This is a genomic window from Naumannella halotolerans, from assembly GCF_004364645.1.
GTDB lineage: Bacteria > Actinomycetota > Actinomycetes > Propionibacteriales > Propionibacteriaceae > Naumannella > Naumannella halotolerans.
In genome coordinates, this window is sequence record NZ_SOAW01000001.1 from 497,876 (window position 1) to 523,461 (window position 25,586).

A 25,586-nucleotide genomic window follows, 5' to 3' on the forward strand; every position below is an offset into this window, starting at 1 on the left:
CGGCCTCGGCCGCCACCGATCGGTCGGGCCCGGGTCATCGGTCGACATGTTCGGCGGTCCCGCTCGGTTCGCGGGTCGAGGAACCGGGTTCGGTCTCCCGCGGACGGTACGGGTCGGGTGAGGGGATCTTCGCCCGTTTCTGCTTCGGCGCCTTCTGCGGCGTACCACGTTCGGCACGGCGCTCCCGCAGATCCCCGCGGACGAAGACGATCAGGCCGGCCAGCCCGATACTGGCGAACATGAACCACTGCACGGCGTACCAGAAGTGCGGGCCGTCGGACAGCTCGGGAAGCGACAGCGGCACCAGTTCGGTCTCGGCCGGGGTGCTCGACTGCAGACTGATCCACCCGTCGGCGACCGGGTAGGGCAGGACCGTGGCGATCTTCGGGGCGTTGACCAACCGGGTCTGCCCGTCGACCGGCACCGTCGCCTGGTCACCACCGCGTTCGTCGACCCGGACGAATCCGGTGACGGTGACCTCACCGGCCGGCGGGGCGGGCCCGGTGGTCGGGGTGGGGCGATTCCGATCGGTGGGCATGAAACCACGATCGACCAGCACCGTCAGGCCGTCGGCGGTACGCAGGGGCGTAACCACTTCGACTCCCGGCTGCCGGTCCAGGGTGCGCAGCCGGACCACGATCTGATTCGCGCCGTCATAGGTGCCGGTGATCTCCACCCGCTGCCATTCCTCGGCCTCGGTGATCGGACCGCCGAAGACCTCGCTCGCCGATACCGGAACCGCGTCCTCCCGGGACTGGATCGACTCGTTGGTCACCCGGCGTTCCTCCAACCGGGCAAGCTGCCACTGGCCCAGCAGGACACAGGTGACGCCGATCGCCATCACGAACAGCAGCAGCGCCAGCCAACGGATGATCAGGCGACGCACGTGACCACTCTAGGCCACTGATCCCGGAGTCCAAGACTCCGGCTCAGCTCTCCTCGAACTCGATCTCGGCGTCCTGGCCGGCCTCGGTCGGCAGTGCCAGCTGGACCTTCGCCGAGGCAGCGCTGAGGCTGGCGCCGCGACCGACCGCGACACCGATCAGATAGGCGGTCAACGGTGCCGCCGGGCGAATCACCTGGTGTGCGGCATCCCTGCTCAGGTCGAGCAGGATGTGCCTGGCGTCCTCGTCGAGATCCTCCTCGGGGATGTCGAGCACGGCGCATACCTCGCGCAACCAGCCGTTCAGCGTGTTGGTCTGTGTGGCCATCTCTCCTCCGTCCCATGTTCTTCGGCGATCATGGCACGCGGCCCCCAACGCTTCGTCGGCGCCCCCGGGCAGAAGGGGGTCGGGCGAGGTCATCGGCTCCTTCGGGGCAAGTCCTTGCGGGCAAGCGCGTAGGCTCGGCCCATGTCCGCAGCGATCCCCCTGGTCGACGGGTTCGGACGGGTGGCCACCGATCTTCGGGTCTCCCTGACCGACCGTTGCAATCTGCGCTGCACCTATTGCATGCCGGCGCAAGGACTGGACTGGCTGCCGCATGCGGAGGTGCTCACCAATGAAGAACTGATCCGGCTGATCCGGATCGCAGTGGAGAACCTCGGCATCACCAGCATCCGACTGACCGGCGGGGAGCCGCTGCTGCGGCCCGACCTGGCGCAGATCCTCGCCGGTATCGCCGCGCTGCGTCCGCGGCCGAGGATCGCCATGACCAGCAACGGCATCGGTCTGGCCCGCCGGGCCGTCGAGTTGGCCGAGCTCGGCCTGGATCGGATCAACGTCTCCTTGGACACCCTGGATCCGGAGACCTTCAAGCGGCTCACCAGGCGTCGGCGGTTGCCCGACGTCCTCGACGGGGTGGAGGCTGCCGTGGCGGCCGGGCTGGCCCCGGTGAAGATCAATTCGGTACTGATGCGCGGGGTGAACGACCACGAGGCGGCAGATCTTCTGGAATGGGCAGTACGGACCGGGGTGGAACTGCGCTTCATCGAACAGATGCCTCTGGATGCCCAACACGGATGGACCCGTGCCGACATGGTCACCGCTGCCGAGATCCGTCGACGGCTGCAGGAACGCTTCGTCCTCACCGAGGACCCGGCCGATGTGATCGCCCGGGGCAGTGCTCCGGCCGAACTGTTCACCGTCGACGGTGGCCCGGCCAAGGTCGGGATCATCGCCTCGGTGAGCAAACCCTTCTGCGGAGCCTGCGATCGGGTACGACTGACCTCCGACGGCCAACTCCGCAACTGCCTGTTCGCCCGGGAGGAATCCGATCTCCGGGCAGCGTTGCGCGGCGGGGCCGACGACGCCGAGCTGATCCGGCGGTGGCAGCTGACCATGGCCGGCAAACGCGCCGGACACGGGATCGACGACCCGGGATTCCTCCAGCCGGACCGTCCGATGTCGGCGATCGGCGGCTGAACCGCCCACCCGGAGCGCCGGGATCAGAGTTCGCCGTTCAGGCGTACGCCCTCAGAGTTCGCCGCTCGGAGTTCGCAGCTCAGGGTTCGCCGCTCAGAGTTCGCTGGTCTCCCGCAGGAAACCGCGCGCGGACAGGAAAGAACCCAGGGAGTCGCGATGGTCGGCACAGGCCAGCCAGTGCTTGCGGCGATCCGGGGTGTGGATCTTCGGGTTGTTCCAGGCGTGGTCGAACACCGCCGGGTTCCGGCATCCCTTCGCCGAGCAGGTGGCCTCCGGCAGGTCCGCCTCGCTCATGGGGTCCCTCCCTGGCCCTGATGCGGGGTGCTCTGCCGGTGGTCGCCGCCATAGTCCTCGTCGGCCTCCAGGACGACCCCGGAGGTGAGTTCGGGGGAGTCGCTGGGCTCGCGCAGTGCCGCGGTGTTCTGTCGCCGCCGATCCACGGCATTGGCCAGTATCACCGCGATCCCGGGAAGCACCACGGCCAGCCCGATCATCACCAGCTTCCAGAATCCCGGTACGGCGAAGATGAGCAGGAAACACACCATCCGAATGCCCATCATGATCATGTACTGCCGCTCCCGTTGCTTGCGCTGGGCAGCGGGGGACTTCGGGGCGGTGGTCACCACCACGGGGGATTGGGCGTTTCGCCGAGGCACCCGACCACCATACGTCCGCTAGCCTCAGCCGTGTGAATTCCAGCCCTGAAGAAACGACGGCGACGACGCCGGGAGCCGCGCAGACCCCACGTACCGTGCTGGTCAGCGGTGGCAACCGGGGGATCGGCGCGGTGATCGCCGAACAGCTGCGCGACGCGGGGCACCGTGTCGCCGCGACCCACCGCTCCGGTGAGGTCCCGCAGGGAGTGCTCGGGGTGCAGTGCGATGTGACCGACACCGAGGCCGTCGACCGGGCGTTCGGTGAGGTCGAGGAGAAGCTGGGGCCGGTGGAGGTCGTGGTGGCCAACGCCGGGATCACCCGGGACACCTTGCTGCTGCGGATGAGCGACGAGGACTACGAGGCGGTGCTGCAGGCGAACCTGGCCGGCGCCTTCCGGCTCGCCCGACGCGCGGCCCGGCCGATGATGCGCAAGAAGTTCGGCCGGATCATCTTCATCTCCTCGGTGGTCGGCCAGCTCGGGTCGGCCGGACAGGTGAACTATGCCGCCTCGAAGGCCGGCATGGTCGGAATGGCCCGTTCGATCGCCCGGGAGTTCGGCTCCCGCGGAATCACCGCCAATGTGGTCGCGCCCGGCTTCATCGAAACCGACATGACCGCAGAACTGCCCGCCGAACGGGTCAAGGCCTATACCGACCAGATCCCGCTGGGACGGCTCGGGACAGCCCGCGATGTGGCGCAGGCGGTGGCATTCCTCGCCGGCGATGGGGCCGGATACATCACCGGAGCACTGCTTCCGGTCGACGGCGGACTCGGCATGGGGCACTGACCGGCCGGTCGGTGCTCTCCAGAAAGGAAGACATGGGAATTCTCGAAGGCAAGCAGATCCTGGTGACCGGAGTCACCAAGCACACCTCGATCGCCTACGAGGCGGCACGGATCGCGCAGGCCGAAGGGGCCACCGTCGTGGTGTCCAACTTCGGCCGCGCGCTGCGACTCACCCAGCGGGTGGTCGGTCGGCTGGACCCGGTACCGCCGGTGATCGAACTCGACGTCACCAATGAGGAGCATCTGGCGGCCCTGCCGGAGCGTCTCGGCGAGCACCTGGACCGGGTAGACGGGATCGTCCACTCGATCGCCTTCGCCAACCCCGAGACCGCGCTGGGCGGCAAGTTCATGGACACCCCCTGGGACGATGTCGCCACCGCGGTGAAGATCTCCGCCTGGTCGATGGCGAGCCTGACCAAGGCCTGTGTGCCGATGCTGAGCGACCGCTCGTCGGTCGTCGGCCTCACCTTCGACGCCACCCTGGCCTGGCCGATGTACGACTGGATGGGGGTTGCGAAGGCTGCTCTGGAGTCGGTGAACCGCTACCTGGCCAAGTACCTCGGTCCCGACGGTGTGCGCTCCAACCTGGTCGCCGCGGGCCCGCTGGACACGCTGGCCAAGCAGTCGATCCCCGGAGCCGAGGAGTTCAACAACATCTGGGCCGAGCGGGCTCCGCTCGGCTGGAACACCACCGACATGGTGCCGGCGGCGAAGGCCGTCGTCGCGCTGCTCAGCGACTGGTTCCCGGCCACCACCGGGGAGATCGTCCACGTCGACGGTGGTCTGCACGCCGTGGGTGCCTGAGCGCCCCAGGTTCCGCACGACGGCCCGTCCACCGCTTCGGTGGGCGGGCCGTTCTCAGCTCGGAGGCAACCAGACGGCCGCGGCCAGGGCGTCGGCGGCGGCATCGCGCAGCGCCCGCAGTTCACGGCTGCGTACCTCCACGGCATGCACCGACCAGGCCCGATCGGCCGCCTCGATGCCGGCCTCGGCGGCCAGCAGCAGCCCGGCCGCGCGGTCGGCGGCAAGTCGGGTACGTGCCGGATAGCCCTGCGGCAGCAGCGCCGTCGGCGGATCGGGACGCTCGCCGGCTGCTCCGCCGATCTCGGTCAGCGCCCTGCCTGCGGTGAGAACGGTCTCCGACAGGGCCCGCTCGACCTCGTACCGTCCCGGCGGTACGGCCGGCGGGGCGGCGGCGAACACCTCCCACTGCACCGCGTTGCCGACCGACCACGGGACGAATGCGCACAACCCGCCGGCAGCCACCACAGCGGCTCCGGCCTCGATCGCGGCCGCAGTGAGTTCCTTCGGGCCACGGAGCAGCCCCGGCGCCCCCGGGCGGGGAAGGGCGAGCACCCACGGGCCCGGCGCCAACACCGTCGCTGCGGCCAGCCCGGCGTCCAACTCGGCGGCCGCCGACCGATCCAGACCCAGGACGCCCTCGGTGTCCACCACATGGTGGGCAGGGTCGTCGGCCACCACCGAGCGAGCCGCCACCTCGACACTCACCGGTGTCCGTTGCAGCAGGTTCAGATGGGCGGCGAGCCGGACGGCCGCAGCAAGGGCGTGCATGGCGGCCAGCGTAACCGCGCCGGATCGGCGGGCGAAGCAACCGGGCTGGGGCGAGCCCCTGCGTGCCGCCGGTGCTCGTAGCCGACGGGCTTGGTAGGTTCTCGCACATGGCAGAAGTGGCCGAACTCGTCGGAGTCAGCATCGTGCGTCAGGGCAAGGAACTCCTGGCCGACATCGACTGGACCATCGACGAGTCCGATCGTTGGGTGGTGATCGGCCCCAACGGTGCAGGCAAGACCACCTTGCTGCAGGTGCTCGGAGCCCAGCTCTACCCGAGCAACGGGATGGTCGACCTGCTCGGCGAGATCGTCGGCGCCACCGATGTCTTCGAGATCCGGCCGCGGATCGGAATGACCTCGGCCGCCCTGGCCGAACGGGTGCCGAAGAGTGAACGGGTCGCCGATGTCGTCGTCTCGGCCGCCTACGCGGTGCTGGGGCGCTGGCGGGAGGACTACGACGAACTGGACCACGACCGGGCCCGTGAGCTGCTCGCCCAGGTCGGGGTGGCCGAACTGGCCGACCGGACCTTCGGCACCCTGAGTGAGGGCGAACGCAAACGGGTGATGGTCGCCCGGGCCCTGATGAGCGACCCCGAGCTGCTACTGCTGGACGAGCCGGCGGCCGGTCTGGACGTCGCCGGGCGGGAGACCCTGGTGGCCACCTTGGCCCGCCTGGCCGAGGACCCGATGGCACCGGCGCAGGTGCTGGTCACCCACCATGTGGAAGAGATCCCGCCGGGAATCACCCATGCGCTGCTGCTTCGCGAAGGCCGCATCGTCGCCCATGGGCCACTGCGGGAGACCCTCACTGATGCCAACCTGTCGGAGACCTTCGGGATCACCCTGCAGGTGAGCGAGAGCGGCGGGCGCTGGACGGTCCGCGCCGGCGGTTCCTCGGCCTTCCGGCGACGCTGAGGCCGCCCGTACCCCTCAGCCCCGGGGCAGGGCCAGGTCGATCACCTCGGCGCCCGGCAGAGCCGCCAGATCCGCGCCGTCGATCATGATCTTGGCTGCGCGCACCCCGGCGCCGATCACGACCGGACCGGCGCCTGCCACTGCGGAGTCGACCAGGATCGGCCAGTCGGCGGGCAGCCCGATCGGGGTGATCCCGCCGTACTCCATCGCGGTCAGTTCGGTGGCGGTGTCCATCGGCGCGAAACTGACCTTGCGTACCCCGAGATGTTTGCGTACCGCTTTGTTGATGTCCGCGCGATCCTCGGCCAGGACCATGACTGCGGCCAGGGTGGTCTGTTCGCCACGGCGGCCCTCGACGATCACACAGTTCGCCGATCGGGCTGTGGGTACCTGATAGTGCTCGCAGAAGGCGGCGGTGTCGGCGAGCTCGGGATCGACCGGCGCGACCCAGGCCGGTCCGGGCAGCGTGGCGGCAGCGACCGGCGGGGCGACGAGGTCGGGAACCGAGGGGAGTTCTCGCCAAGTGAGGTTTCCGAGCTGCGGAGCGTCCATGTGCGCACGGTACCGCCCTGTGGGCGGGGGATTGAGCCCCGTCTGCGGGCCGGAATCACCCGGCAGCGGATCGTACCGTCAGTCGCCGGGGTCAGCCGATGATCAACTCGGCGGCCTCCTCGACGGTGTCGACCAGATGGATCCGGTCCTGCATCGCCCGGTCCGCGGCCAGGGCCCGCAGCAGCGGCCAGACGGGCAGCACCTCGGTCCAGTGATGGGTGTCGACCAAGATCATCGGCGCCAGGGCCGAGGGATGGGCGTAGTAGTTCTCACAGGCGTCGGCGAAGATCTCCTGGACGGTTCCGGCAGCCCCGGGGAGGAAGACGATGCCGGCATTGCAGATCTCCAGCAGCACCGCTTCGCGGACCGGATTGCCGAAGAACTTGGCGATCGCGGTGGGAAACGGGTTGGGCGGTTCGTGGCCGTAGTGCCAGGTGGGGATGCCGAGTGATTCGACCGGCTCGGCGAAACGGCCGATCACCTCGAAGGCGGCGGCCGACCAGGCGCCGATGTCGGGGGCGAAGCTGGGAACTTCCGCCACGGTCCGCAGCGCCGAATCGAGGACCTGTCGATCGTGGACGGCCAATCGGGAACCCAGGTTGGCCGCCTCCATCGCCCCCGGTCCACCGCCGGTGGCGACGGTCGCCAATTGCCCGAGCAGGGCCGCTTGGGCATACGGCGGGGTTCCCCGGTGCACGGCGTGGCCACCCATCACCCCGGCGATCCGGCGGCCCCGTACCCATTCCTCCAGCGCCACCGAGACGCTGTGGTCGTGCAACCGCTCGGCCAAGGCCGTCTCCTCGGTCGGTGGTTGCTGGGACCAGGCATAGGTACGGGCATCGAGGCTGACCGGGTAGGCGCCGTCGCCGTACAGTTCGCCGGCGGTGTAGAGGTTCTGGCGGTCCACCGTCACCGGAGTCTCCGGCACGGTGGGGAAGATCAAACCGCCACGGTCGGTGATCAGCTGTTCCACTCCCGGAGCGAAGGTGCAGCCCAGGAAGAGTGACCCGGACACCCGGCAGCCGAGCACCGTCTCGGTACGCTCGCGCAGGTCCAGGCCATGGATCCGCCAACCGGTCAGGGTGGAGGTCGTCGGGTCATCGACCCGCCCCGGTGAGGTCGTCGGGTCATCGACCCGCCCCGGTGAGGTCGTCGGGTCATCGGCCGGCCCCGTCGAGGTCGCTGCGGCGTCGGGGTGTGCTGACAGCCGTCGGTCGAACTCGTCCACGCTGTCGACGTCGATCAGCTGTCCACGATTGTGCTTCACGCCGCCGAACCTAGCGGTCGGCGGACACCCGGACCGTCGATGGGTGGCAGCATGGTCCGGTGCCCAGGATCTCCATCACCGAGCCCGACGACCCGAGACTGGCCGATTACGTCTCGCTGCGCGACACCTCGCTGCGGCGGCACCTGGAGAGCACCCACGGGTTGTTCATCGCCGAGGGGGAGAAGGTCATCCGCCGCGCGGTGGAGGCGGGATACCGACCCCGGAGCCTGTTGCTGGCCGAACGATGGCCGGATTCCCTGTCCGATGTGATCGAACGGCACCCCGACGTACCGGTGATGGTCGTCACCGAGGAACTGGCCGAACAGGTGACCGGGTTCCATGTGCACCGGGGGGCGCTGGCTTCGCTGCACCGGGAGATCCGGCACGGCGTCGACGATCTTCTGCAATGCCGCCGACTGGTGGTGATCGAGGATGTGGTCGATCACACGAACGTCGGCGCGATCCTGCGCACCGCGGCCGCCCTGGGCTGGGACGGCGTGCTGCTGGCTCCGAGGGCTGCCGACCCGCTGTACCGGCGTTCGATCAAGGTGGCGATGGGTGCGGTCTTCAGCCTTCCGTGGGCACGGCTGGAGGACTGGGCGAATGCCCCGGATCTGCTGCGGGACAACGGATTCACGACCTTGGCGTTGGCGCTGGACAGCGATTCGATCACCTTGGACGAGGCGGTCGTCGAGCACGGCAACGACGAGCGGCTGGCGATCATGGTCGGCACCGAGGGGGCAGGGCTGTCGCGACGCTGGATCGACGGCGCGAACCGAGTGGTCAGGATCCCGATGGCTGCCGGCATCGATTCGCTGAATGTGGGCGCGGCAACGGCCGTCGCCTGCTGGGCCCTGAACCGACCGCACAGCGACGCCGGCTGAGCGAGGAGGCCGAGCCGTTCCGAGCGCACGCGGCCGATGGGGTACAACCGGCTGGACGTCGGCTGCCCGGCGTCGACGGGCGCAGCCGGCCGCGCGTGCCGAGCCTCGTAGGTGGACTGGCTGGTCAGGAACCCTCGACCGGCTCCCGGTCCTGCACCGGCCAGTCGGCGGGGTAGCGGTCCGCGGTCTCCTCATGGGCGGCGTAGAGGCCCTTGCGGAGCTTTCCGCGCAGGCGATCGCCGAAGACGATCCCGTTGAGGTGGTCGGTCTCGTGCTGCAGACAGCGGGCGAGCAGTCCGGTGCCGACGATCTCCACATCGTTGCCGTACGCGTCCTGTCCGCGACAGATCGCATGATCGGGTCGGGCCAGTTCGGCGTAGGCGCCGGGCAGGGAGAGACAGCCCTCGTCGGCGACCTCCAGGCGGCGTTCCTTGCCCGAGGGCAGTTCCACCACCGGATTGCAGACCACACCGACATGGCGCTCGTCGTCGGCGTCGGGACAGTCGAAGACGAACATGGAGATGCCGACGCCGACCTGGGTCGCTGCCAGACCGACACCGGCGGCAGCCTCCATGGTGGCGAACATGTCGCGGGCCAGTTCCCGCAATGCGTCGTCGAAGACGGTGACCGGTTCGGTCGGGGTGTGCATCACCGGCGAACCCCAGCGGGTGATCGGGCGTACCCGCCCGCCGGTGGTCAGGTCCGACGTGGTCGTCATCAGCGCAGCATCGCTTTCGGGAGTTGGGATCAGGAAGCGATTCATCCTAACGAGGTCGGTCTTCGCGGTTCCACTTCGACCGGTGGGCGGCCGATTCGGCCGATGGCGCTGCCGAGGCGGCTCAGTCGGTCGGCTGGACGACCAGGCAGGCCGGGCTCGGAGTCTCGATCTGGAAGTCCAGACGCCACTCCAGGTCCTCGTCCACCCCACCCAGTTCCTGGTCGAGTTCACCCACGTCGCGGAAGACCGAGATCAGGTGCGACCGCTGGCAGGCCACCCACACCTGTTCGTCGCGTACCACCAGATCGCGCGGCCAACGGCCGCCGGCGGGAACCTCGGTGAGCAGGGTCAAGGTGTCGTCGTCGCGGTCCAGATCGAGTACCGAGAAGGTGTCGGGTCCGCGATTGGCGACGAACACGTCGTCGGCCCGCAAGCGGATCGCCGAGGGCTGACAGGGGCGGTCGCTGATGGAGGTCCGCACCGCGTCCTTGACCTGCCATTCCTTGCCGTCGTGGCGCAGTAGCAGCACCTGGGCGGTGAGTTCACAGGCGACCAGCAACCGATCCCCGGAATCGACCACCAGGTGGCGTGGACCCGAACCCGCCGGAAGCTGGATCGGTGACCCGGGGACGACGAACCTGCCGCTCCGGTCCAGGGTCAGGCGGTGGATCCGGTCGGTGCCCAGGTCGGCCACGAGCAGTTCGGGGCCGAACGGGACGACCTGATGGGCGTGGGCCATCGACTGGCGTTCGGGGTCGGGACCGGATCCGGAGAAACGGTGCACGTCCAGCACCGGCCCGGGTGCCCCATTGGGTCCGATCCGGTGGCTGGTGACCAGGCCGTCGACGTAGTGGGCCACCACCAGGTGGTTGCCATCGGAGGTGATCGCCACATGACAGGCACCGGCCGCCGTGGTGGGAACCGACTGGATCCGGCGCAGGGAATCCCGCTCGAGACCGAAGAAGATGATCTCGGATTCGGTGTTCTCGGTGACGGCGTAGAACCACCGGCGGTTGGGGTGCCCGACCAGGAACGACGGTGAATCGGCAGCCAACGCGGGGAATTCCATCACGTCGACGGTCGAACGCCCGGGCTCGATCCGAAACGCCGTCAGTCCGCGAGCATCGTCGGAGCCGCTGTAGCTACCCACGACGATGGTCGTCTCACCCAAGGTCATGGCAAGTGGATACCACGTCCGCGCGCCACAGCGAATTCGCCGCTCCGGGCGGCAGACTGGTCGGATGCGGAATGCTCAGTCCGTGGACGAGGGGGCCGAAGGCCCCAGGGCCACCGAATCGGGATCGGCTGCGGCCGGCCGTACCCGGTTGTTGGCGGCCTACGAGCGTCACCTGCAGGCCGAGCGGAACCTGTCGGCGCACACGGTGCGTGCCTATCTCGGTGACGCCGCCTCGGTGCTCGACCACCTGGATCGCCTCGGGGAGAGGCTGCAGGACGCCGGTCTCCGATCCCTGCGCAGTTGGCTCGCGCGGCAGCAGTCGACGGGGGCGGCACGGTCGACCCTGCAACGGCGGGCGGCCTCGGTACGGACGTTCTTCCGCTGGCTGGTGACCACCGGTGAACTGGCGGCGAGCCCGGCCGAGGCCCTGCGCTCACCGAAGCAACAGCGCCGGCTGCCGGCCACCTTGGACCGGGCCCGGGCGGACCAACTGATGCAGGCCGCCGCCGGCCATGCAGGAGACGGGCCGTCGGGTCTGCGCAATTCGGCAATCCTGGAGCTGCTTTATGCCGGCGGGCTGCGAGTGAGCGAGTTGTGCGGTCTGGACCTGACCGACCTGGACGCCGAGCGGGGAACGGTGCGGGTCTTCGGCAAGGGCGCCAAGGAACGGACGGTGCCGATCGGCCGGCCGGCGCAGGACGCGGTCGCCCGCTGGGTGGCCGTCCGGCCGCGGCTGGCCGCGGCCGACGCCGGACAGGCCCTGTTCCTCGGCGACCGGGGGGCGCGGATCGATCCGCGGGTCGTCCGGCGGATCGTCCACCGGATGTTGCTCGAGGTGCCGGGCGCACCCGATCTCGGCCCGCACGGGTTGCGGCACGCCATGGCCACGCATCTGCTGGAGGGCGGCGCCGACCTGCGCAGTGTGCAGGAGATGCTCGGGCACAGCTCCTTGGCCACCACGCAGATCTACACCCACGTCACGAACGAGCGCCTGCGCAGCGCCTTCGAGCAGGCACATCCGCGGGCCTGAGCCCGGACCCGGGGTCAGAACCGTGGGGTCAGGCCCCGGGGTAAGAATCTCAGGGTCCGCCATTCCCACCTTCCTCGGTCACGTCGATCACCGGTCAGCATCCTGTGTCGGATCCGTGGTTCAGAACCAACTCATCGGGTCGACGATGCCACCGTCCAGCCACAGTTGCAGGTGCAGGTGACAACCGGTCGAGTAGCCGGTCGAGCCGACCCGGCCGATGACCTGTCCGGCCTCCACCCGTGATCCGGCAGGGACGGTGAAGCCGCTGGCGTGGTTGTAGGAGGTACGCACGCTGCGACCGTCGACGGTTCCGTGGTCGAGAATCAGCCGATTGCCCCAGGCGCCGCTGGACCCGACGCTGGTCACCGTACCCGCGTACGGCGCGCGGATCGGGGTCCCGCAGGCCGCGCCCCAGTCGGTGCCGTCGTGCAGTTTGTAGACCCCGGTGACCGGGTGCACCCGCATACCGAAGGGGGAGGTGATCGATCCCGGAACGGGCTGGCTGAAACCGTGCGGACCCGGCGGGCTGGGGGAGCCGAGCCCGCCGTCGGTCGGCGCGGGACGGTTGCTCGCGGCCTGCTCGACTGCCTCTCGGCTGTCACCGGCGACCATGCGCACCTGACCCTCGGCGCCGCCCAGCAGATCCCTCGGGTCGCGATAGCGCTCCTGCTCCCGCAGGCCCCAGTGCAGACAGGCGGCGACAGGGCATCCCGGATGGCCGGCCGTCACCGTCCCGATCCGGTCACCGGCCGCGACGACCGTGCCGCTGGTGACGGTCGGGTCGACCGGTTCGTAGGTGGTCCGCACCGAACCGTGGTCGACCACCACCACACCCCGCCCGGCGATCGGACCGACGTGGGTGACGGTGCCGGCTGCGGCGGCGACCACCGGGGCGCCCGGCTCGGTGCCCAGGTCGACACCGCGGTGGCCGGGCAACCAGTCGGGGTCGGGGGCGTCGTAGTCGCGCACCACCGGACCCTCCAGCGGCCACACCCCCGGCGGCAGACCGCCGGCGCCGCAGAGAACGACGAGCACGGCCACCAGCGCGGCCGACCGGAGCCGTCGCAGCCGTCGCCGCCCGATCGTCGAGAGATCGCCGGTCGACTCGCCACGCAGCGCGCAGGTGTTCATGACCCGACCATGGGAAACCGTCCACCGGATGAACGGCCCGGGCCTCGATCTGGGGAGAACTCTGCCCTCTCGCGGGCCTGTGGACGAACAGTTCAGCCGCGCGCTCGGGGGCGACGGTGGATCGGGGTCGGAGCGGGGATTGGCGCGGTCTCAGCGGGGCGCATACACTGGAGCCAGCGATTCCTCGGAATCGACTTCGCATGTGGATTCGGGCTCAACCCGACGAGGCAGACAGATTCAGTCCCTCGACTCATCGGTCGAGGGTTTTGTGCTGCTACCGCATCAGGGGCTGAACGACACCCGTCGGCAGCCGACAACTGAGCCGCGCCCCTCGGGGCGCACAACTGAGGAGGAACGGCCATGGCCGTCGTCACCGCACGCCAGCTGCTCGAGAGCGGCGTCCACTTCGGGCACCAGACCCGTCGCTGGAACCCGAAGATGAAGCGCTTCATCTTCACCGAGCGCAATGGCATCTACATCATCGACCTGCAGCAGTCGCTGACCTACATCGACCGCGCCTACGCCTTCGTCAAGGACACCGTCGCCAAGGGCGGCCAGGTGCTCTTCGTCGGCACCAAGAAGCAGGCCCAGGAAGCGATCGCCGAGCAGGCCACCCGGGTGGGCATGCCGTACGTCAACCAGCGCTGGCTCGGTGGCATGTTGACCAACTTCCACACCGTGATCAAGCGGATCCAGCGGTTGAAGGAACTCGAGGGCATGGACCTCGAGACCGGTGGTGACACCGGCCTGACCAAGAAGGAACTGCTGGGCCTGAAGCGCGAGCGGGACAAGCTCGACAAGACCCTGGGTGGCATCCGGGACATGCCCCGCACCCCGCAGGCGGTCTGGATCGTCGACACCAAGAAGGAGCATCTGGCCGTCGACGAGGCGCGCAAGCTGCGAATCCCGGTGATCGCGATCCTCGACACCAACTGTGACCCCGATGAGGTCGACTACGCCATCCCCGGCAACGACGATGCGATTCGTTCGGTCGCGCTGCTGACCCGGGTGCTCGCCGACGCCGTCGCCGACGGTCTGCTCGCCCGCTCCGGTGGCAACGCCGGTGCCGAGGAGTCCGAGCCGATGGCGGAGTGGGAGCGCGAGCTCCTCGCCGGCCAGGGCACCGATGGTGCTCCGGCCGCCGATGCCTCCGGAGCCACCCCGGCCCTGGACGATCCGGATGCGCAGAAGCTGGCCGAGGCCACCGAGGAGAACCCGGCTTCCAATGGCCCGGTCTCCGACGAGAGCGTGGACGTCACCGCGCCGGCCGAGCCGACCCCGTCCGAGACCAACTGAGTCTCCGACACCCCGGACCGTCGGTGGTGACCAGATCACCGGCGGTCCGTCGGCGCCGCCCTCGTCGGGCGCACCGACTGCAGACTTTCCACCCAAGAGGACTGAGGAGTACGCATGGCAGTCACTGCTGCTGAAGTGAAGAAACTCCGCGACGCCACCGGCGCCGGAATGATGGATGCCAAGAAGGCCCTGACCGAGGCCGACGGCGACTACGACAAGGCCGTGGACCTGTTGCGCGTCGCCGGTCAGGCCAAGGCCGCCAAGCGCGGTGCGGAGCGTGAGGCCAGCAACGGGTTGGTCGCGAACTCAGGCAATGCGCTGATCCAGCTCGGTGCCGAGACCGACTTCGTCGCCAAGAACGCCGAGTTCATGGACCTGGCCGATCAGATCGCCAAGGTCGCCGACAGCGCCCAGACCGATTCGGTCGAGGCACTGAATGCCGCGGAGCTCAACGGAGGCACCGTTGCCGAGGCCATCCAGCAGCTTGCCGCCAAGATCGGCGAGAAGCTGGAGCTGACCAACGCTGCCTGGTTCGGTGGCACCACCGAGGTGTACCTGCACCGTCGTGCCTCCGACCTGCCGCCGCAGGTCGGCGTGCTGGTCGAGTACACCGGCGAAAACGCCACCGCCGTTCGCGGGGTCGCCCTGCAGATCGCGGCCATGAAGCCGACCTACCTCACCCGTGACGAGGTCCCGGCCGAGATCGTGGAGAACGAGAAGAAGGTCGCCGAGGCCGCCGCCCGGGAGCAGGGCAAGCCGGAGCAGGCGATCAGCCGGATCGTCGAGGGCAAGCTCACCGGCTACTACAAGGAGCACGTACTGCTGGACCAGCCGTCGGTCTCCGACGACAAGTCCTCGGTCGGCAAGCAGCTGGAGGCTGCCGGTGTGACCGTGTCGCGGTTCGTCCGCTTCGAGGCCGGAGCCTGATCGCTCGTACCGCGGATCGATCGCAACGGGGTGTCGTGGGAAATCACGACACCCCGTTGCGCTTGTCCGGCCACCCCGGCCGGGCATGGTCGGCCTCTGCAACGTGGCGACTGCGCCGGGGCGGTCGAATTGTCTGCCGCACCGCGGGTGCGCGATGATGGAGGACAGTGTCGGCATGATGAGGAGAACAATGGCCTACAAGCGCGTCCTGCTGAAGCTGTCCGGTGAGGTCTTCGGCGGCGGTGCGGTCGGTGTCGATCCGCGGGTGGTGTCCAGCATCTCCGAGCAGATCGCCTCGGTGGTCCGTTCCGGCGTCCAGGTGGCTGTCGTCGTCGGCGGCGGCAACTTCTTCCGCGGAGCAGAACTCCAACAAGGCGGTATGGATCGCGACCGGGCCGACTACATGGGCATGCTCGGTACGGTGATGAACTGTCTGGCGTTGCAGGACTTCTGCGAGAAGGCCGGTGTCGACACCCGGGTGCAGACCGCCATCACCATGGGACAGGTCGCCGAGCCCTACATCCCGCGGAAGGCCGAGCGGCACCTGGAGAAGGGACGTCTGGTGATCTTCGGTGCCGGTTCGGGGATGCCGTACTTCTCCACCGACACCGTGGCCGCCCAACGTGCGCTGGAGATCGGTGCCGAGGTGCTGCTGATGGGCAAACAGGGCACCGACGGCGTCTACGACGACGACCCACGTACCAATCCGCAGGCGAAGAAGTTCACCGAACTGACCTATGACGACTATCTGGCCAGGGATCTGAAGGTGGCCGATGCCACCGCGATCTCGATGGCGCGCGACTACATGCTGCCGATGGTCTTCTTCAGCTTGGACACGCCGGGCAACATCGAAAGGATCGTGGCCGGTGAGACGATCGGTACGACAGTCCACGCCTGAACCGCCTTCGGTACGCAGGAGGCCGCACGACGGGCAGCGATGCCCGAACTATCGAGAGGAACGATCGTGATTTCGGACACCATCAGCGAGGCTGATGCCAAGATGGCCGCCTCCGTGGCCCACACCAAGGAGGAGTTCGCCGGTATCCGTACCGGTCGTGCCCACCCGGCGATGTTCAACAAGATCACCGCGGTCTACTACGGCGCTCCGACCCCGCTGCAGCAGCTGGCGACGGTGCAGGTCGCCGACGCCCGGATGGTCCTGATCACCCCGTTCGACCAGAACGCGATCAACGGGATCGAGAAGGCGATCCGGGACTCCGATCTCGGTGTGAACCCGGCGACCGACGGCAACCAGATTCGGGTCTCGCTGCCCGAGCTGACCGAGGAGCGTCGCAAGGAGTACACCAAGCTGGCCAAGAGCAAGGCCGAGGAGGGACGGGTCGCGGTCCGCAACTCCCGTCGACAGGCCAAGGACGCGCTGGACAAGTTGGTGAAGGACAAGGAGGTCGGGGAGGACGAGGTCTCTCGTGCCGAGAAGGACCTCGACGCCCGGACCAAGAAGTACACCGAGCAGATCGACGAGCTGCTGAAGAACAAGGAAACGGAGCTGCTGGAGGTCTGATGGCCGCCGCAGACGACGCCTCGAACAAGCCGACCACCCCGGGCAGCACGCCCGGGGTGGCACGTGATCATGGCCGTGCGGGGAGGAACCTGCCGGCCGCGATCGCGGTGGGTGTCGGCCTGTTCCTGCTGCTGGTGATCACTTTGGGATGGTTCAACCTCGGGTTCGTGATCATCATGGCCGCTGCGCTGGCCCTCGGCTCGATCGAGGTCAGCCAGGCGATGCACAAGATCGGGATCCGGACCGCGATCATCCCGATCGTGATCGGCACGGTGGCGATCATCATCGGCTCCTATGTGGCCCACGTGGAGGAACGGGTCAACTCGAACCTGTGGATGCTCGGGATCCTCGGGATGACGGTGTTGATCAGCCTGGTCTGGCGGATGCCGGGCGGCTCCGAAGGCTACATCCGCGATGCCTCCGGCAGTATGCTGATCATCGGTTGGATCCCGTTTCTGGGCGCATTCGCCTCGATGATGTTGGCCGGCGACCAAGGGCCTGTCCGGGTGATCACCTTTCTGGTGGTGATCGTGTTGTCCGACACCGGCGGTTACGCCGTCGGGGTGCTCTTCGGCAAACACCCGATGGCGCCGCGGATCAGCCCCAAGAAGTCCTGGGAAGGGTTCGCCGGATCGCTGTTCTTCGGCACCGCCGGTGCGGTGTTCATGATGGTGATCTTCTTCGAGGAGGCCTGGTGGACCGGTCTCGTACTGGGCGTCGGGTTGGTCTTGGCCGGTGCCTGTGGTGACCTGGTCGAGTCCCTGGTCAAACGTGACATCGGGATCAAGGACATGAGTTCGTTCCTTCCCGGGCACGGGGGAGTGATGGACCGTCTGGACTCGCTGCTGCTGGCCGCACCGGTCGGCTGGCTGGTCCTGCTGATCTTCGTCCCGGGAGGGTGATCGTGAATTCCGAGGAAACCGCACCGGACCGGCGGCAGCTGCCGCTGGTCTTCGACGCGCCCAAGCGGGGCAAACCGCCGAAACACTGGGCCGACCTGTCCGTGGACGACCGGGTGCAGGCGGTGCAGACCATGGGTATGCCGAAGTTCCGCGCCCAGCAGTTGTCCCGGCACTACTTCGAGCATCTGAACAACGACCCGCAGGAATGGACCGACCTGCCGGGGGCACTGCGTGACGAACTGGCCGAACAGCTGTTCCCGCGGTTGCTGGATCCGGTTCGCCGACTCAGCACCGACAAGGGGATGACCCAGAAGACGCTGTGGCGACTGCACGACGGGGCATTGGTCGAGAGTGTGCTGATGCGCTATCCGAAGCGGACCACCATGTGCGTCTCCTCCCAGGCCGGGTGCGGTATGGCGTGCCCGTTCTGCGCCACGGGCAAGGGCGGGCTGCAGCGCAATATGTCGGCCGCCGAGATCGTGGAGCAGGTGGTCGACGGCGCCCGGGCGCTGCGTGCCGGGGAGATCCCGGGAGGTGCCGGCCGGGTGAACAACATCGTCTTCATGGGCATGGGCGAACCTCTGGCCAACTACAAGGCCGTCGTGGATGCGGTGCGTACCATCGTCACCCCCGAACCCAACGGCCTCGGGATCAGCGCCCGCGGTGTCACGGTCTCCACCGTCGGCCTCGTGCCGGCGATCCGGAAACTGACCGAGGAGGGGCTTCCGGTCACCCTGGCCCTTTCCCTGCACGCACCCGATGACGAACTGCGCGACACCCTCGTACCGGTGAACAACCGGTGGAACGTCGCCGAGGCGGTGGATGCCGCCTACGAGTACTCCCAGGTCACCAAGCGCCGGGTCTCGATCGAGTACGCGTTGATGCGCGACATCAACGACCAGGCACACCGGGCCGATCTGCTGGCCGACGTCCTGCGACGCAAGGGCTCGGGTGCGCGGGGGTACGGCTGGGTGCATGTGAACCTGATCCCGCTGAACGAGGTGCCCGGTTCGGAATTCACCCGGTCCCGCACCGAGGACATGGCCGAGTTCGTCCGCCGACTGGAGTCCCGAGGCCTGGCGGCCACGATGCGCGACACCCGGGGTGACGAGATCGACGCCGCCTGCGGACAGTTGGCAGCCACCGAGAGCTGATCGGGGTGCCGTGCTCAGGAAGTGGGCGCGGCGGCCCGTTCCACCAGTCTTCGGGGGGACACCTTCCCGCCGGCGTCGAACCTGCGCGAGATCACAGCGGTACGCGGCATCGGCGGCGAGTCCGGTTCGAGTTCGCGTAAGGTGCAGGGCGTGTCCCAACCCGGTTCGGTCCTGCGCAGTGGCCCGAGCCAGTGCACCCGGAGCAGTTGCTGACGTGGCGGGAGTGCTGTCGGGCTTCTTCGTGATCGCTGCGGTGATCGCGACCGGCTGGCTGTTGGCCCACCTGAAGATCCTGGATGCCAAGGGGCAGGTGGTGCTCTCCCGGGTCACCTTTCATGTGGCCACACCGGCGCTAACCATCGTGCTGATCGGTGGTTCCGATGTCCGCCAGTTGTTCTCCTCCAATCTGATCGCCTCGGTCACCGGGGTGGTGATCACCGCCGTCTTGTCGATCATCGCTTCGATCTTCCTCTTCCGGCGCAAGGCCCAGGACACCGTGATCGGCGCCTTCTGCTCCTCCTACGTCAATGCCGGCAACCTCGGCATCCCGATCGCCACCTACGTGATCGGCGATCCAGCGGTGCTGGCACCGATGCTGCTGACGCAGATCCTGATCCTGCAGCCCGGTGGCCTGGCCGTACTCGATGTCCTCGATGCCCGGGGATCACGGGCGATGACGCGCGGCATGTTGATCCGAATGGCCATCCTGCGACCTGTCCGCAATCCGATCACCATCGGTGCGATCATCGGGCTGATCCTCGCGCTCACCGGCTGGGAACTGCCGGAGCTGATCGCCGGGCCGATCGACCTGATCGCCGGGATGGCCATCCCCTGCATGCTGATCGGGTACGGGATCTCGCTACGTACCGGACCATTGCCCGGACGTGGGGGAGCGGGGCGGCAGATTGCCCTGATCGCGGTACTGAAGCTGCTGGTGCAACCGGTGATCGTCTGCCTGGTGGCAACCCTCGGTCTGGGACTGACCGGTCTGGACCTGCTCGCGGTGGTGATCATCGCCGCCCTGCCGACGGCGCAGAACGTGTTCGTCTTCGCCGTCCGCTACAACGCCGGGTTGCTGCTCGCCAGGGACTCGGTCTTCGTCACCACGGTGCTGTCCGTGCCGGTGATCCTGGTGATCACCGGGCTGCTGGCCTGACCGCCGCCGCGAAGACGCCACCTGCTGTCGTCGCCGCACGTCCTCGACAGCGCCGAGACATCCTGCCGCTGGTCGTCCTGCACGGACCGGGCTGCACCGGCCGGTCCCTAGACTGCCCGCCATGACCCACCCCGCCGCACAGCGGCCCCGTGTCCCGGCGAAGCGGCAGATGATGGTCGTGCCGATCCTGATCATCGTCCTCGGCGCGCTGGTCACCGGTCTCGTCTCCGTCGTTTCCCTGGCCAGCGGTGTCGTCGGAATCTTCGCGATCGTCGTCAGCGCCGGCGCCTCGATCCTCTGCATCCTGCTGTATCGCTGGCTCGACCGTTGGGAGCCGGAGCCACCCCACCTGGTGATCGCGGCATTCCTCTGGGGTGGCGGTGTGTCCATCGTCCTGGTCCTGCTGCTGACTGTGTTGACGCCCTCCCTGGCGGGCACCGATTTCACCGCCGGGGTGCTGCAGGCACCGTTCACCGAGGAACTGGCCAAGGGACTGTTCCTGGTGCTGCTGGTCGCGACCCGGCGTGGCCGGGGTGAGCTGAACTCGCTCACCGACCTGTTGGTCTACGCCGGATTCATCGGTACCGGATTCAGCTTCGTCGAGGACATGCTCTACATCGCCAGCCAGCCGAGTCTTGGCGAAGGCGTCGGGCTGGCACTGTTCCGGATCGGTTTCGGCGTCCTCGGCCACAGCCTCTACACCTCGATGGTCGCGATCGGCATCTGGTTGGCAATCCAGGCGAAATCACGCGTCGTGGAGATCCTGGCGCCGATCGGCGGGTTCGCCGCGGCCATGGTGCTGCACGGGATCCACAATGCGGCTCCCTCCTTCGGTCTGGTCGCCTACTTCGCGATGCAGTTGCTGATCATGCTGCCGATCCTGATCGGGCTCGCCCTGTTGCTGCGCTGGTCCCGGCGGCGCGAACAGCAGGCACTGCTGAGCCAGGTACCGCGGATGGTCGGCCACGGTTGGCTGAGCCCGCAGGAAGCGGGGTGGATCGTCCGCAAGGACTGGCGGCGCACCATGCCGAACGATCCGGCGATGAAGCGGGATCTCCGCGCTCTGCGGGACAGTGTGACCGAACTGGCATTCCTCCGGGACCGCCTCGACCGTGGTATCACCGGCACCGACCTGCACCGACAGCACAACGAGCTGGTCTCGCTGATCACCGCCCGACTCGCCCCGGTGGCCCCGTACCTGTCCCGGGGTGGTCCGTGGCAGCCACTGCCGGCACGCGCCGTCCCGCCCGGTAGCCCGCTGCAGCACTACGGTCCGCAGTCGCTGCCACCGCAGCTCCAGCATCCCGGGTCGGGTGCGCCGCAACCGCCGCGGGGTCAGAACCCGCCGGGCCCAGGTCGGTCCGGCCCGCAGGGCCCCGGTCGTCAGGTGGGCTGAATGGGGCGCGCGGTCGGTTGGGTGATCCGCGGGGCCCACTGGAGAAGCGCGTACAAACGCACTGCGCCCCGGTTGCCGAAGCAACCGGGGCGCAGTGCTGTGTCCGATCAGGCCGCCTTGACGGCCTGCCGGTTCACTCCTTGTGGGAGGACTCGGCGAGCTTCTCGTCGATCCGCTCCTCGATGAACTCGTAGGCGAGTTCGTCGTGCAGCGAGAGGTCGACACCACGATCCTCTTCCTCCGCGGTGACGCGGAAGCCGATGGTCTTGTGGATGGCGAAGCCGATGATGCAGGTCATCACCGCGGTGAAGAGCACCGAGACCAGGGCTGCGACCACCTGGATCAGCAGCTGGGTGGCGCCGCCGCCGTAGAACAGGCCGACACCGTCGAAGGCGAAAAAGCCCAGGTAGATGGTGCCGATCAGGCCGGCGACCAGGTGGACACCGACGACGTCCATGGAGTCGTCGTAGCCGAGCTTGTACTTCAGGCCGATCGCGGCCGAGGAGGCGGCACCGGCCACCAGGCCCAGCAGGATCGCCGCCCACGGGTCGAGGTTGGCACACGACGGGGTGATGGCGACCAGACCGGCGACGATACCCGAGGCACCACCGACGGCGGTGAACTTGCCGGCGTGGATCTTCTCCACCACCAGCCAGGCGAGCATCGCGGCGGCCGGGGCGGCCAGGGTATTCACCCAGATCAGGCCGGCCTCGGCCGGATCGGAGGCAGCGCCGGCATTGAAGCCGAACCAGCCGAACCACAGCAGAGCGGCACCGATCACGACCAGCGGTACGTTGTGCGGACGGTGCAGGGGCTCGGCGCGGAAGCCGGTACGACGGCCGACGATCAGCGCCAGCACCAAGGCGGCGACACCGGCGTTGATGTGCACCACGGTGCCACCGGCGTAGTCGATCGCGGCACCACCGACCAGGTTGCTGATCGCGCCACCATCGGTGAAGACGCCACCGTCACCCCAGACCATGAAGGCCAGCGGGCAGTAGACCAGGGTGACCCAGATCGGGACGAAGACGATCCAGGCGGAGAAGCGGGCACGATCGGCCAGGGACCCCGAGATCAGGGCAACGGTGATGATCGCGAAGGTGGCTCCGAAACCGGCACTGATCAGGTCAGGAGTGCCGACCAACGGCTGCAGGGCGAAGTACTCGAACGGGTTGCCGAAGACGCCACCGATGCTGCTCGCCCCGGAGACCGAGTAGCCCCACAGGACCCAGACGACGCCCACGATGCCCATCGAGATGATGCTCATCATGATCATGTTCAGCGCCGACTTGGCACGGGTCATACCGCCGTAGAGAAAGGCGACACCCGGGGTCATCAGCAGCACCAGTGCGGCGGCGACGATCACCCAGACATCGACGGAACTCAGTACGGGTTCCTCCATGAAAATCCTCCTTGTACATGTGCCCCGACGCGGCTCGGGGCGTCAGCAGGCAAGTCTGGGAGGTTGATGTTTCATCCGTTCCGCCCCGCGTTACAGCCGCGTTAAAGGTCGATTCTGCGGGAACTTCGAGGCCTTGTCACAATGGTCCGGTGCGCGATGTAACCCTGCTCGGATCCACCGGATCGATCGGTACCCAGGCTCTCGACCTGTTGGGTCCGCGGCGTGCGGACTATCGGGTACGAGGGCTGGCCGCCGGCGGCTCGAACACCTCGCTGTTGGCCGAGCAGATCCTCGACTTCTCGCCCGAGGTCGTCGCCTTGGCCCGTCCCAGCGCGGTACAGGACCTGCAACTCGCGCTCTACGCCGCAGCCAAGCAGCGCGGCTGGGCCAAGGGGGAACTGAAGCTGCCGAAGATCCTCGCCGGCCCGGACGCGATCACCGAACTGGCCGCCGGCGGTACCGACCTGGTGCTGAACGCGATCACCGGCGCGGCCGGGCTGTCGGCGACCCTGGCGGCACTGGACACGAAGGCGACGCTCGCCCTGGCGAACAAGGAATCCCTGGTGATCGGCGGACGACTGGTCACCGAGGCCGCCGGCCCCGATCAGCTGGTGCCGGTCGACTCCGAACATTCCGCGCTCGCCCAGGCGCTGCGCTCGGGCGGACACGGTGAGGTCGACAAGCTGGTGCTGACCGCCTCCGGCGGACCGTTCCGCGGGCGTACCCGGGCCGAATTGGCCCAGGTGACGCCGCAGCAGGCGATGGCCCACCCGACCTGGGACATGGGGCGGGTGATCACCATCAACTCCGCCTCGATGGTGAACAAGGCACTGGAGGTGCTGGAGGCACACCTGTTGTTCGACGTCGACCTGGCCGACATCGAGGTGGTGGTGCACCCGCAGTCGATCGTCCACTCGATGGTGCAGTTCGTCGACGGGTCGACGATCGCCCAGTGCTCACCGCCGGACATGCGGTTGCCGATCGGCCTGGCACTCAGTTGGCCGCAGCGGCTGCCCGGTGCCAGCGCACCGATCGACTGGTCGCAGGCGGCCAGCTGGACCTTCGAGCCGCTGGATGCCGAGACCTTCACCGCGGTCGACCTGATCCGGCGCTGCGGCGCCGCCGGGGGCACCGCGCCGGCCGTGTTCAACGCCGCCAACGAGGTCGCGGTGGACGCCTTCTGCGAGGGGGCCATCGGGTTCACCGACATCGTCGACACCGTCGAACGGGTCGTCGAGGACCACCTGCGCCCCCGCGGGCCCCGATCTTCGGGGCCGATTTCGGATGCCGACGTAGGATCATCGTTGGTCGGTGACCCCGAACTCGACCTGGCCTCGGTGCTCGCAGCCGACCGCTGGGCGCGCCGCCGGGCGACCGCGCTGACCACGAAGACCGGCTCGGAGTCGGTAGGACCGGGCGAGGAAGGGACAGACCTGAGGTGATGGAGACCCTCATCTACGTGGGCGCAGCCATTGGCTTCTTCGCCCTGATCATGGCCTCCATCGCGCTGCACGAGATCGGTCACCTGATCCCGGCGAAGATCTTCGACGTCAAGACCACCCAGTACTTCGTGGGCTTCGGCCGTACCTTGTGGTCGACGCGGATCGGTGAGACCGAGTACGGGGTGAAGGCCCTGCCACTGGGCGGATTCGTCCGGATGGTGGGGATGTACCCGCGGCACGCCGACGGTTCACTGCGCGCGTCCAGTTCCGGGTTGTTCCAGAACCTCGCCGACTCGGCGCGGGAGTTCGAGCACGAGGAGATCCGGCCCGAGGACGAAGGGCGGCTGTTCTACCAGAAGAAGCCCTGGCAGAAGCTGATCATCATGTTCGCCGGACCGTTGATGAACCTGCTGCTCGCCTTCGCGTTGTTGCAGACCCTGTTCGGGATGAATGGGATCGTGCAGCCGACGTTGGAGGTCACCCGGGTCCAGGAATGTGTCATCCCGGCCGACCGGGCCGAACAGGTCTGTCAGCCCGGTGACCCGCTCACCCCGGCGGTCGAGGCCGGGCTGCAACCCGGTGACGTGATCGTCGGCTTCAACGGCGTCACGGTCGAGAACTGGGACCAGCTCAGCGAACTGATCCGCACCAACTACGACCGATCGGCGCAGATCACCGTCGAACGTGGCGGTTCAGCAGTCGAACTGCCCACGGTGAACACCATCGTCACCAGTCGGCCCGATGACGTCGATCCGGCCAAACAGGTGGCGGTCGGCTTCCTCGGCGTGGAGCCGGGGTCGGAACGTGTCGCCGGCACCCCCGGCCGGGTGGTCGAGACGATGGTCGACATGACGCACTCGTCGATCGTCGGGGTGATCAACCTGCCGGTTCGCGTCTACTACACCGCCGCCGATCTGGTCACCGGCCAGCAGCGTGATCCGAACGGCCCGATGAGCGTCGTCGGGGCCAGCCGCGTCGCCGGGGAGGTGGCGACCACGGACCAACTGACCAATCCCGACCGCGGCTCCTACGTACTGCTGCTGCTCGGATCGGTGAATCTGTTCGTCGCCGTGCTGAACCTGGTCCCGCTGATGCCCTTCGACGGCGGTCACATCGCCGGAGCGCTGTGGGAGTGGCTGCGGCGTGGTTTGGCGAAGGTGTTCGGCAGACCCGATCCCGGGTACGTCGATGTCGCCAAGACTTTGCCCGTCGCCTATCTTGTAGGTGGATTCCTGATGATCTGCGGTGTCGTCCTGATCGTGGCCGACGTGGTCTCGCCGATCACCTTGTTCTGAACCCGGAGGGGTTCTGCCCGACCGAGCCTTGAGGAGGCCGAAC

Annotated in this window: 27 protein-coding genes; 16 read left to right on the top strand and 11 right to left on the bottom strand. The window is 68.1% G+C overall.

What is annotated here, in order from left to right; all coding sequences use genetic code 11:
- Positions 1–34: 34 nt before the first annotated feature.
- Entirely contained in the window at positions 35–886 is an 852-nt protein-coding gene (locus CLV29_RS02330) for an SURF1 family cytochrome oxidase biogenesis protein (RefSeq protein ID WP_133753462.1), read from the bottom strand.
- A 43-nt stretch (positions 887–929) separates the two neighbouring features.
- Entirely contained in the window at positions 930–1,211 is a 282-nt protein-coding gene (locus tag CLV29_RS02335) for a DUF6457 domain-containing protein (protein ID WP_133753463.1), read from the bottom strand.
- Positions 1,212–1,352: 141 nt separating this feature from the next.
- Between CLV29_RS02335 and moaA the strand changes: the two genes are divergently transcribed.
- On the top strand, positions 1,353–2,363 hold the full coding sequence (moaA, locus tag CLV29_RS02340) for a GTP 3',8-cyclase MoaA (protein WP_133753464.1): 1,011 nt from the start codon (positions 1,353–1,355) through the stop codon (positions 2,361–2,363).
- 93 nt (positions 2,364–2,456) lie between these two features.
- On the opposite strand, the gene CLV29_RS02345 is transcribed toward moaA, so the two are convergent.
- Together CLV29_RS02345 and CLV29_RS02350 are read right to left on the bottom strand one after the other, a co-directional pair.
- Positions 2,457–2,657 carry an acetone carboxylase gene (locus CLV29_RS02345; RefSeq protein WP_133753465.1) on the bottom strand — a complete coding sequence of 67 codons (201 nt, stop codon included), beginning with the start codon at positions 2,655–2,657 and terminating at the stop codon, positions 2,457–2,459.
- Complete coding sequence (locus CLV29_RS02350) at positions 2,654–3,019, bottom strand: DUF3099 domain-containing protein (RefSeq protein WP_133753466.1); 366 nt, start codon at positions 3,017–3,019, stop codon at positions 2,654–2,656. Before CLV29_RS02350 ends, CLV29_RS02345 begins: the two co-directional genes overlap by 4 nt.
- A gap of 32 nt (positions 3,020–3,051) precedes the next feature.
- Between CLV29_RS02350 and fabG the strand changes: the two genes are divergently transcribed.
- Both fabG and fabI read left to right on the top strand, forming a co-directional pair.
- Positions 3,052–3,807 carry a 3-oxoacyl-ACP reductase FabG gene (fabG, locus tag CLV29_RS02355; RefSeq protein WP_133753467.1) on the top strand — a complete coding sequence of 252 codons (756 nt, stop codon included), beginning with the start codon at positions 3,052–3,054 and terminating at the stop codon, positions 3,805–3,807.
- Positions 3,808–3,839: 32 nt separating this feature from the next.
- Entirely contained in the window at positions 3,840–4,610 is a 771-nt protein-coding gene (gene fabI, locus CLV29_RS02360) for an enoyl-ACP reductase FabI (RefSeq protein WP_133753468.1), read from the top strand.
- Positions 4,611–4,664: 54 nt separating this feature from the next.
- On the opposite strand, the gene CLV29_RS02365 is transcribed toward fabI, so the two are convergent.
- Entirely contained in the window at positions 4,665–5,378 is a 714-nt protein-coding gene (locus CLV29_RS02365; RefSeq protein WP_133753469.1) for a hypothetical protein, read from the bottom strand.
- Between the two features lie 107 nt (positions 5,379–5,485).
- Between CLV29_RS02365 and CLV29_RS02370 the strand changes: the two genes are divergently transcribed.
- Entirely contained in the window at positions 5,486–6,292 is an 807-nt protein-coding gene (locus CLV29_RS02370) for an ABC transporter ATP-binding protein (RefSeq protein ID WP_133753470.1), read from the top strand.
- Positions 6,293–6,307: 15 nt separating this feature from the next.
- Here the strand turns inward: CLV29_RS02370 and CLV29_RS02375 are convergent, their stop codons facing one another.
- Together CLV29_RS02375 and CLV29_RS02380 are read right to left on the bottom strand one after the other, a co-directional pair.
- The gene (locus CLV29_RS02375; RefSeq protein WP_133753471.1) at positions 6,308–6,844 is read right to left on the bottom strand and encodes a YbaK/EbsC family protein; all 537 of its coding nucleotides are present in this window, start codon (positions 6,842–6,844) and stop codon (positions 6,308–6,310) included.
- 91 nt (positions 6,845–6,935) lie between these two features.
- Positions 6,936–8,111 (bottom strand): LOG family protein, encoded by a 1,176-nt coding sequence (locus CLV29_RS02380; RefSeq protein ID WP_243831674.1) that lies wholly within the window; start codon positions 8,109–8,111, stop codon positions 6,936–6,938.
- Between the two features lie 59 nt (positions 8,112–8,170).
- Between CLV29_RS02380 and CLV29_RS02385 the strand changes: the two genes are divergently transcribed.
- Positions 8,171–8,995, top strand: a complete 825-nt coding sequence (locus CLV29_RS02385) for a TrmH family RNA methyltransferase (protein WP_133753472.1) — start codon at positions 8,171–8,173, stop codon at positions 8,993–8,995.
- A 124-nt stretch (positions 8,996–9,119) separates the two neighbouring features.
- Here the strand turns inward: CLV29_RS02385 and def are convergent, their stop codons facing one another.
- Positions 9,120–9,713, bottom strand: coding sequence for a peptide deformylase (gene def / locus CLV29_RS02390; protein ID WP_133753473.1), 594 nt, complete (start codon positions 9,711–9,713; stop codon positions 9,120–9,122).
- Positions 9,714–9,834: 121 nt separating this feature from the next.
- Positions 9,835–10,890, bottom strand: a complete 1,056-nt coding sequence (locus CLV29_RS02395; RefSeq protein ID WP_133753474.1) for a lactonase family protein — start codon at positions 10,888–10,890, stop codon at positions 9,835–9,837.
- A gap of 64 nt (positions 10,891–10,954) precedes the next feature.
- On the opposite strand from CLV29_RS02395, the gene CLV29_RS02400 reads away from it, so the two are divergent.
- Positions 10,955–11,920 (top strand): tyrosine recombinase XerC, encoded by a 966-nt coding sequence (locus CLV29_RS02400; RefSeq protein WP_133753475.1) that lies wholly within the window; start codon positions 10,955–10,957, stop codon positions 11,918–11,920.
- 120 nt (positions 11,921–12,040) lie between these two features.
- On the opposite strand, the gene CLV29_RS02405 is transcribed toward CLV29_RS02400, so the two are convergent.
- Positions 12,041–13,051 carry a M23 family metallopeptidase gene (locus tag CLV29_RS02405; protein WP_133753476.1) on the bottom strand — a complete coding sequence of 337 codons (1,011 nt, stop codon included), beginning with the start codon at positions 13,049–13,051 and terminating at the stop codon, positions 12,041–12,043.
- A gap of 360 nt (positions 13,052–13,411) precedes the next feature.
- On the opposite strand from CLV29_RS02405, the gene rpsB reads away from it, so the two are divergent.
- The 8 genes from rpsB to CLV29_RS02445 all read left to right on the top strand — a co-directional run bounded on the left by rpsB (position 13,412) and on the right by CLV29_RS02445 (position 21,404).
- A complete protein-coding gene (gene rpsB / locus CLV29_RS02410; protein WP_133753477.1) occupies positions 13,412–14,347 on the top strand; it encodes a 30S ribosomal protein S2 in 936 nt (311 codons plus the stop codon).
- Positions 14,348–14,461: 114 nt separating this feature from the next.
- Positions 14,462–15,274 (top strand): translation elongation factor Ts, encoded by an 813-nt coding sequence (gene tsf / locus CLV29_RS02415; RefSeq protein ID WP_133753478.1) that lies wholly within the window; start codon positions 14,462–14,464, stop codon positions 15,272–15,274.
- 190 nt (positions 15,275–15,464) lie between these two features.
- Positions 15,465–16,172, top strand: a complete 708-nt coding sequence (gene pyrH, locus CLV29_RS02420; RefSeq protein WP_133753479.1) for a UMP kinase — start codon at positions 15,465–15,467, stop codon at positions 16,170–16,172.
- 69 nt (positions 16,173–16,241) lie between these two features.
- Complete coding sequence (frr, locus tag CLV29_RS02425; RefSeq protein WP_208292865.1) at positions 16,242–16,796, top strand: ribosome recycling factor; 555 nt, start codon at positions 16,242–16,244, stop codon at positions 16,794–16,796.
- Positions 16,796–17,698, top strand: coding sequence for a phosphatidate cytidylyltransferase (locus CLV29_RS02430; RefSeq protein WP_133753481.1), 903 nt, complete (start codon positions 16,796–16,798; stop codon positions 17,696–17,698). Before frr ends, CLV29_RS02430 begins: the two co-directional genes overlap by 1 nt.
- Before the next feature lie 2 nt (positions 17,699–17,700).
- A complete protein-coding gene (gene rlmN, locus CLV29_RS02435) occupies positions 17,701–18,852 on the top strand; it encodes a dual-specificity RNA methyltransferase RlmN (protein WP_133753482.1) in 1,152 nt (383 codons plus the stop codon).
- Between the two features lie 214 nt (positions 18,853–19,066).
- Complete coding sequence (locus CLV29_RS02440) at positions 19,067–20,008, top strand: AEC family transporter (RefSeq protein ID WP_133753483.1); 942 nt, start codon at positions 19,067–19,069, stop codon at positions 20,006–20,008.
- A gap of 121 nt (positions 20,009–20,129) precedes the next feature.
- Positions 20,130–21,404, top strand: coding sequence for a PrsW family glutamic-type intramembrane protease (locus tag CLV29_RS02445; protein ID WP_133753484.1), 1,275 nt, complete (start codon positions 20,130–20,132; stop codon positions 21,402–21,404).
- A 133-nt stretch (positions 21,405–21,537) separates the two neighbouring features.
- On the opposite strand, the gene CLV29_RS02450 is transcribed toward CLV29_RS02445, so the two are convergent.
- The gene (locus tag CLV29_RS02450; protein ID WP_133753485.1) at positions 21,538–22,806 is read right to left on the bottom strand and encodes an ammonium transporter; all 1,269 of its coding nucleotides are present in this window, start codon (positions 22,804–22,806) and stop codon (positions 21,538–21,540) included.
- 149 nt (positions 22,807–22,955) lie between these two features.
- Here CLV29_RS02450 and dxr point away from each other — a divergent pair, with 149 nt between their 5' ends.
- Positions 22,956–24,248, top strand: coding sequence for a 1-deoxy-D-xylulose-5-phosphate reductoisomerase (gene dxr, locus CLV29_RS02455; protein ID WP_133753486.1), 1,293 nt, complete (start codon positions 22,956–22,958; stop codon positions 24,246–24,248).
- A complete protein-coding gene (locus CLV29_RS02460) occupies positions 24,248–25,543 on the top strand; it encodes a M50 family metallopeptidase (protein ID WP_133753487.1) in 1,296 nt (431 codons plus the stop codon). Before dxr ends, CLV29_RS02460 begins: the two co-directional genes overlap by 1 nt.
- Positions 25,544–25,586 lie beyond the last annotated feature (43 nt).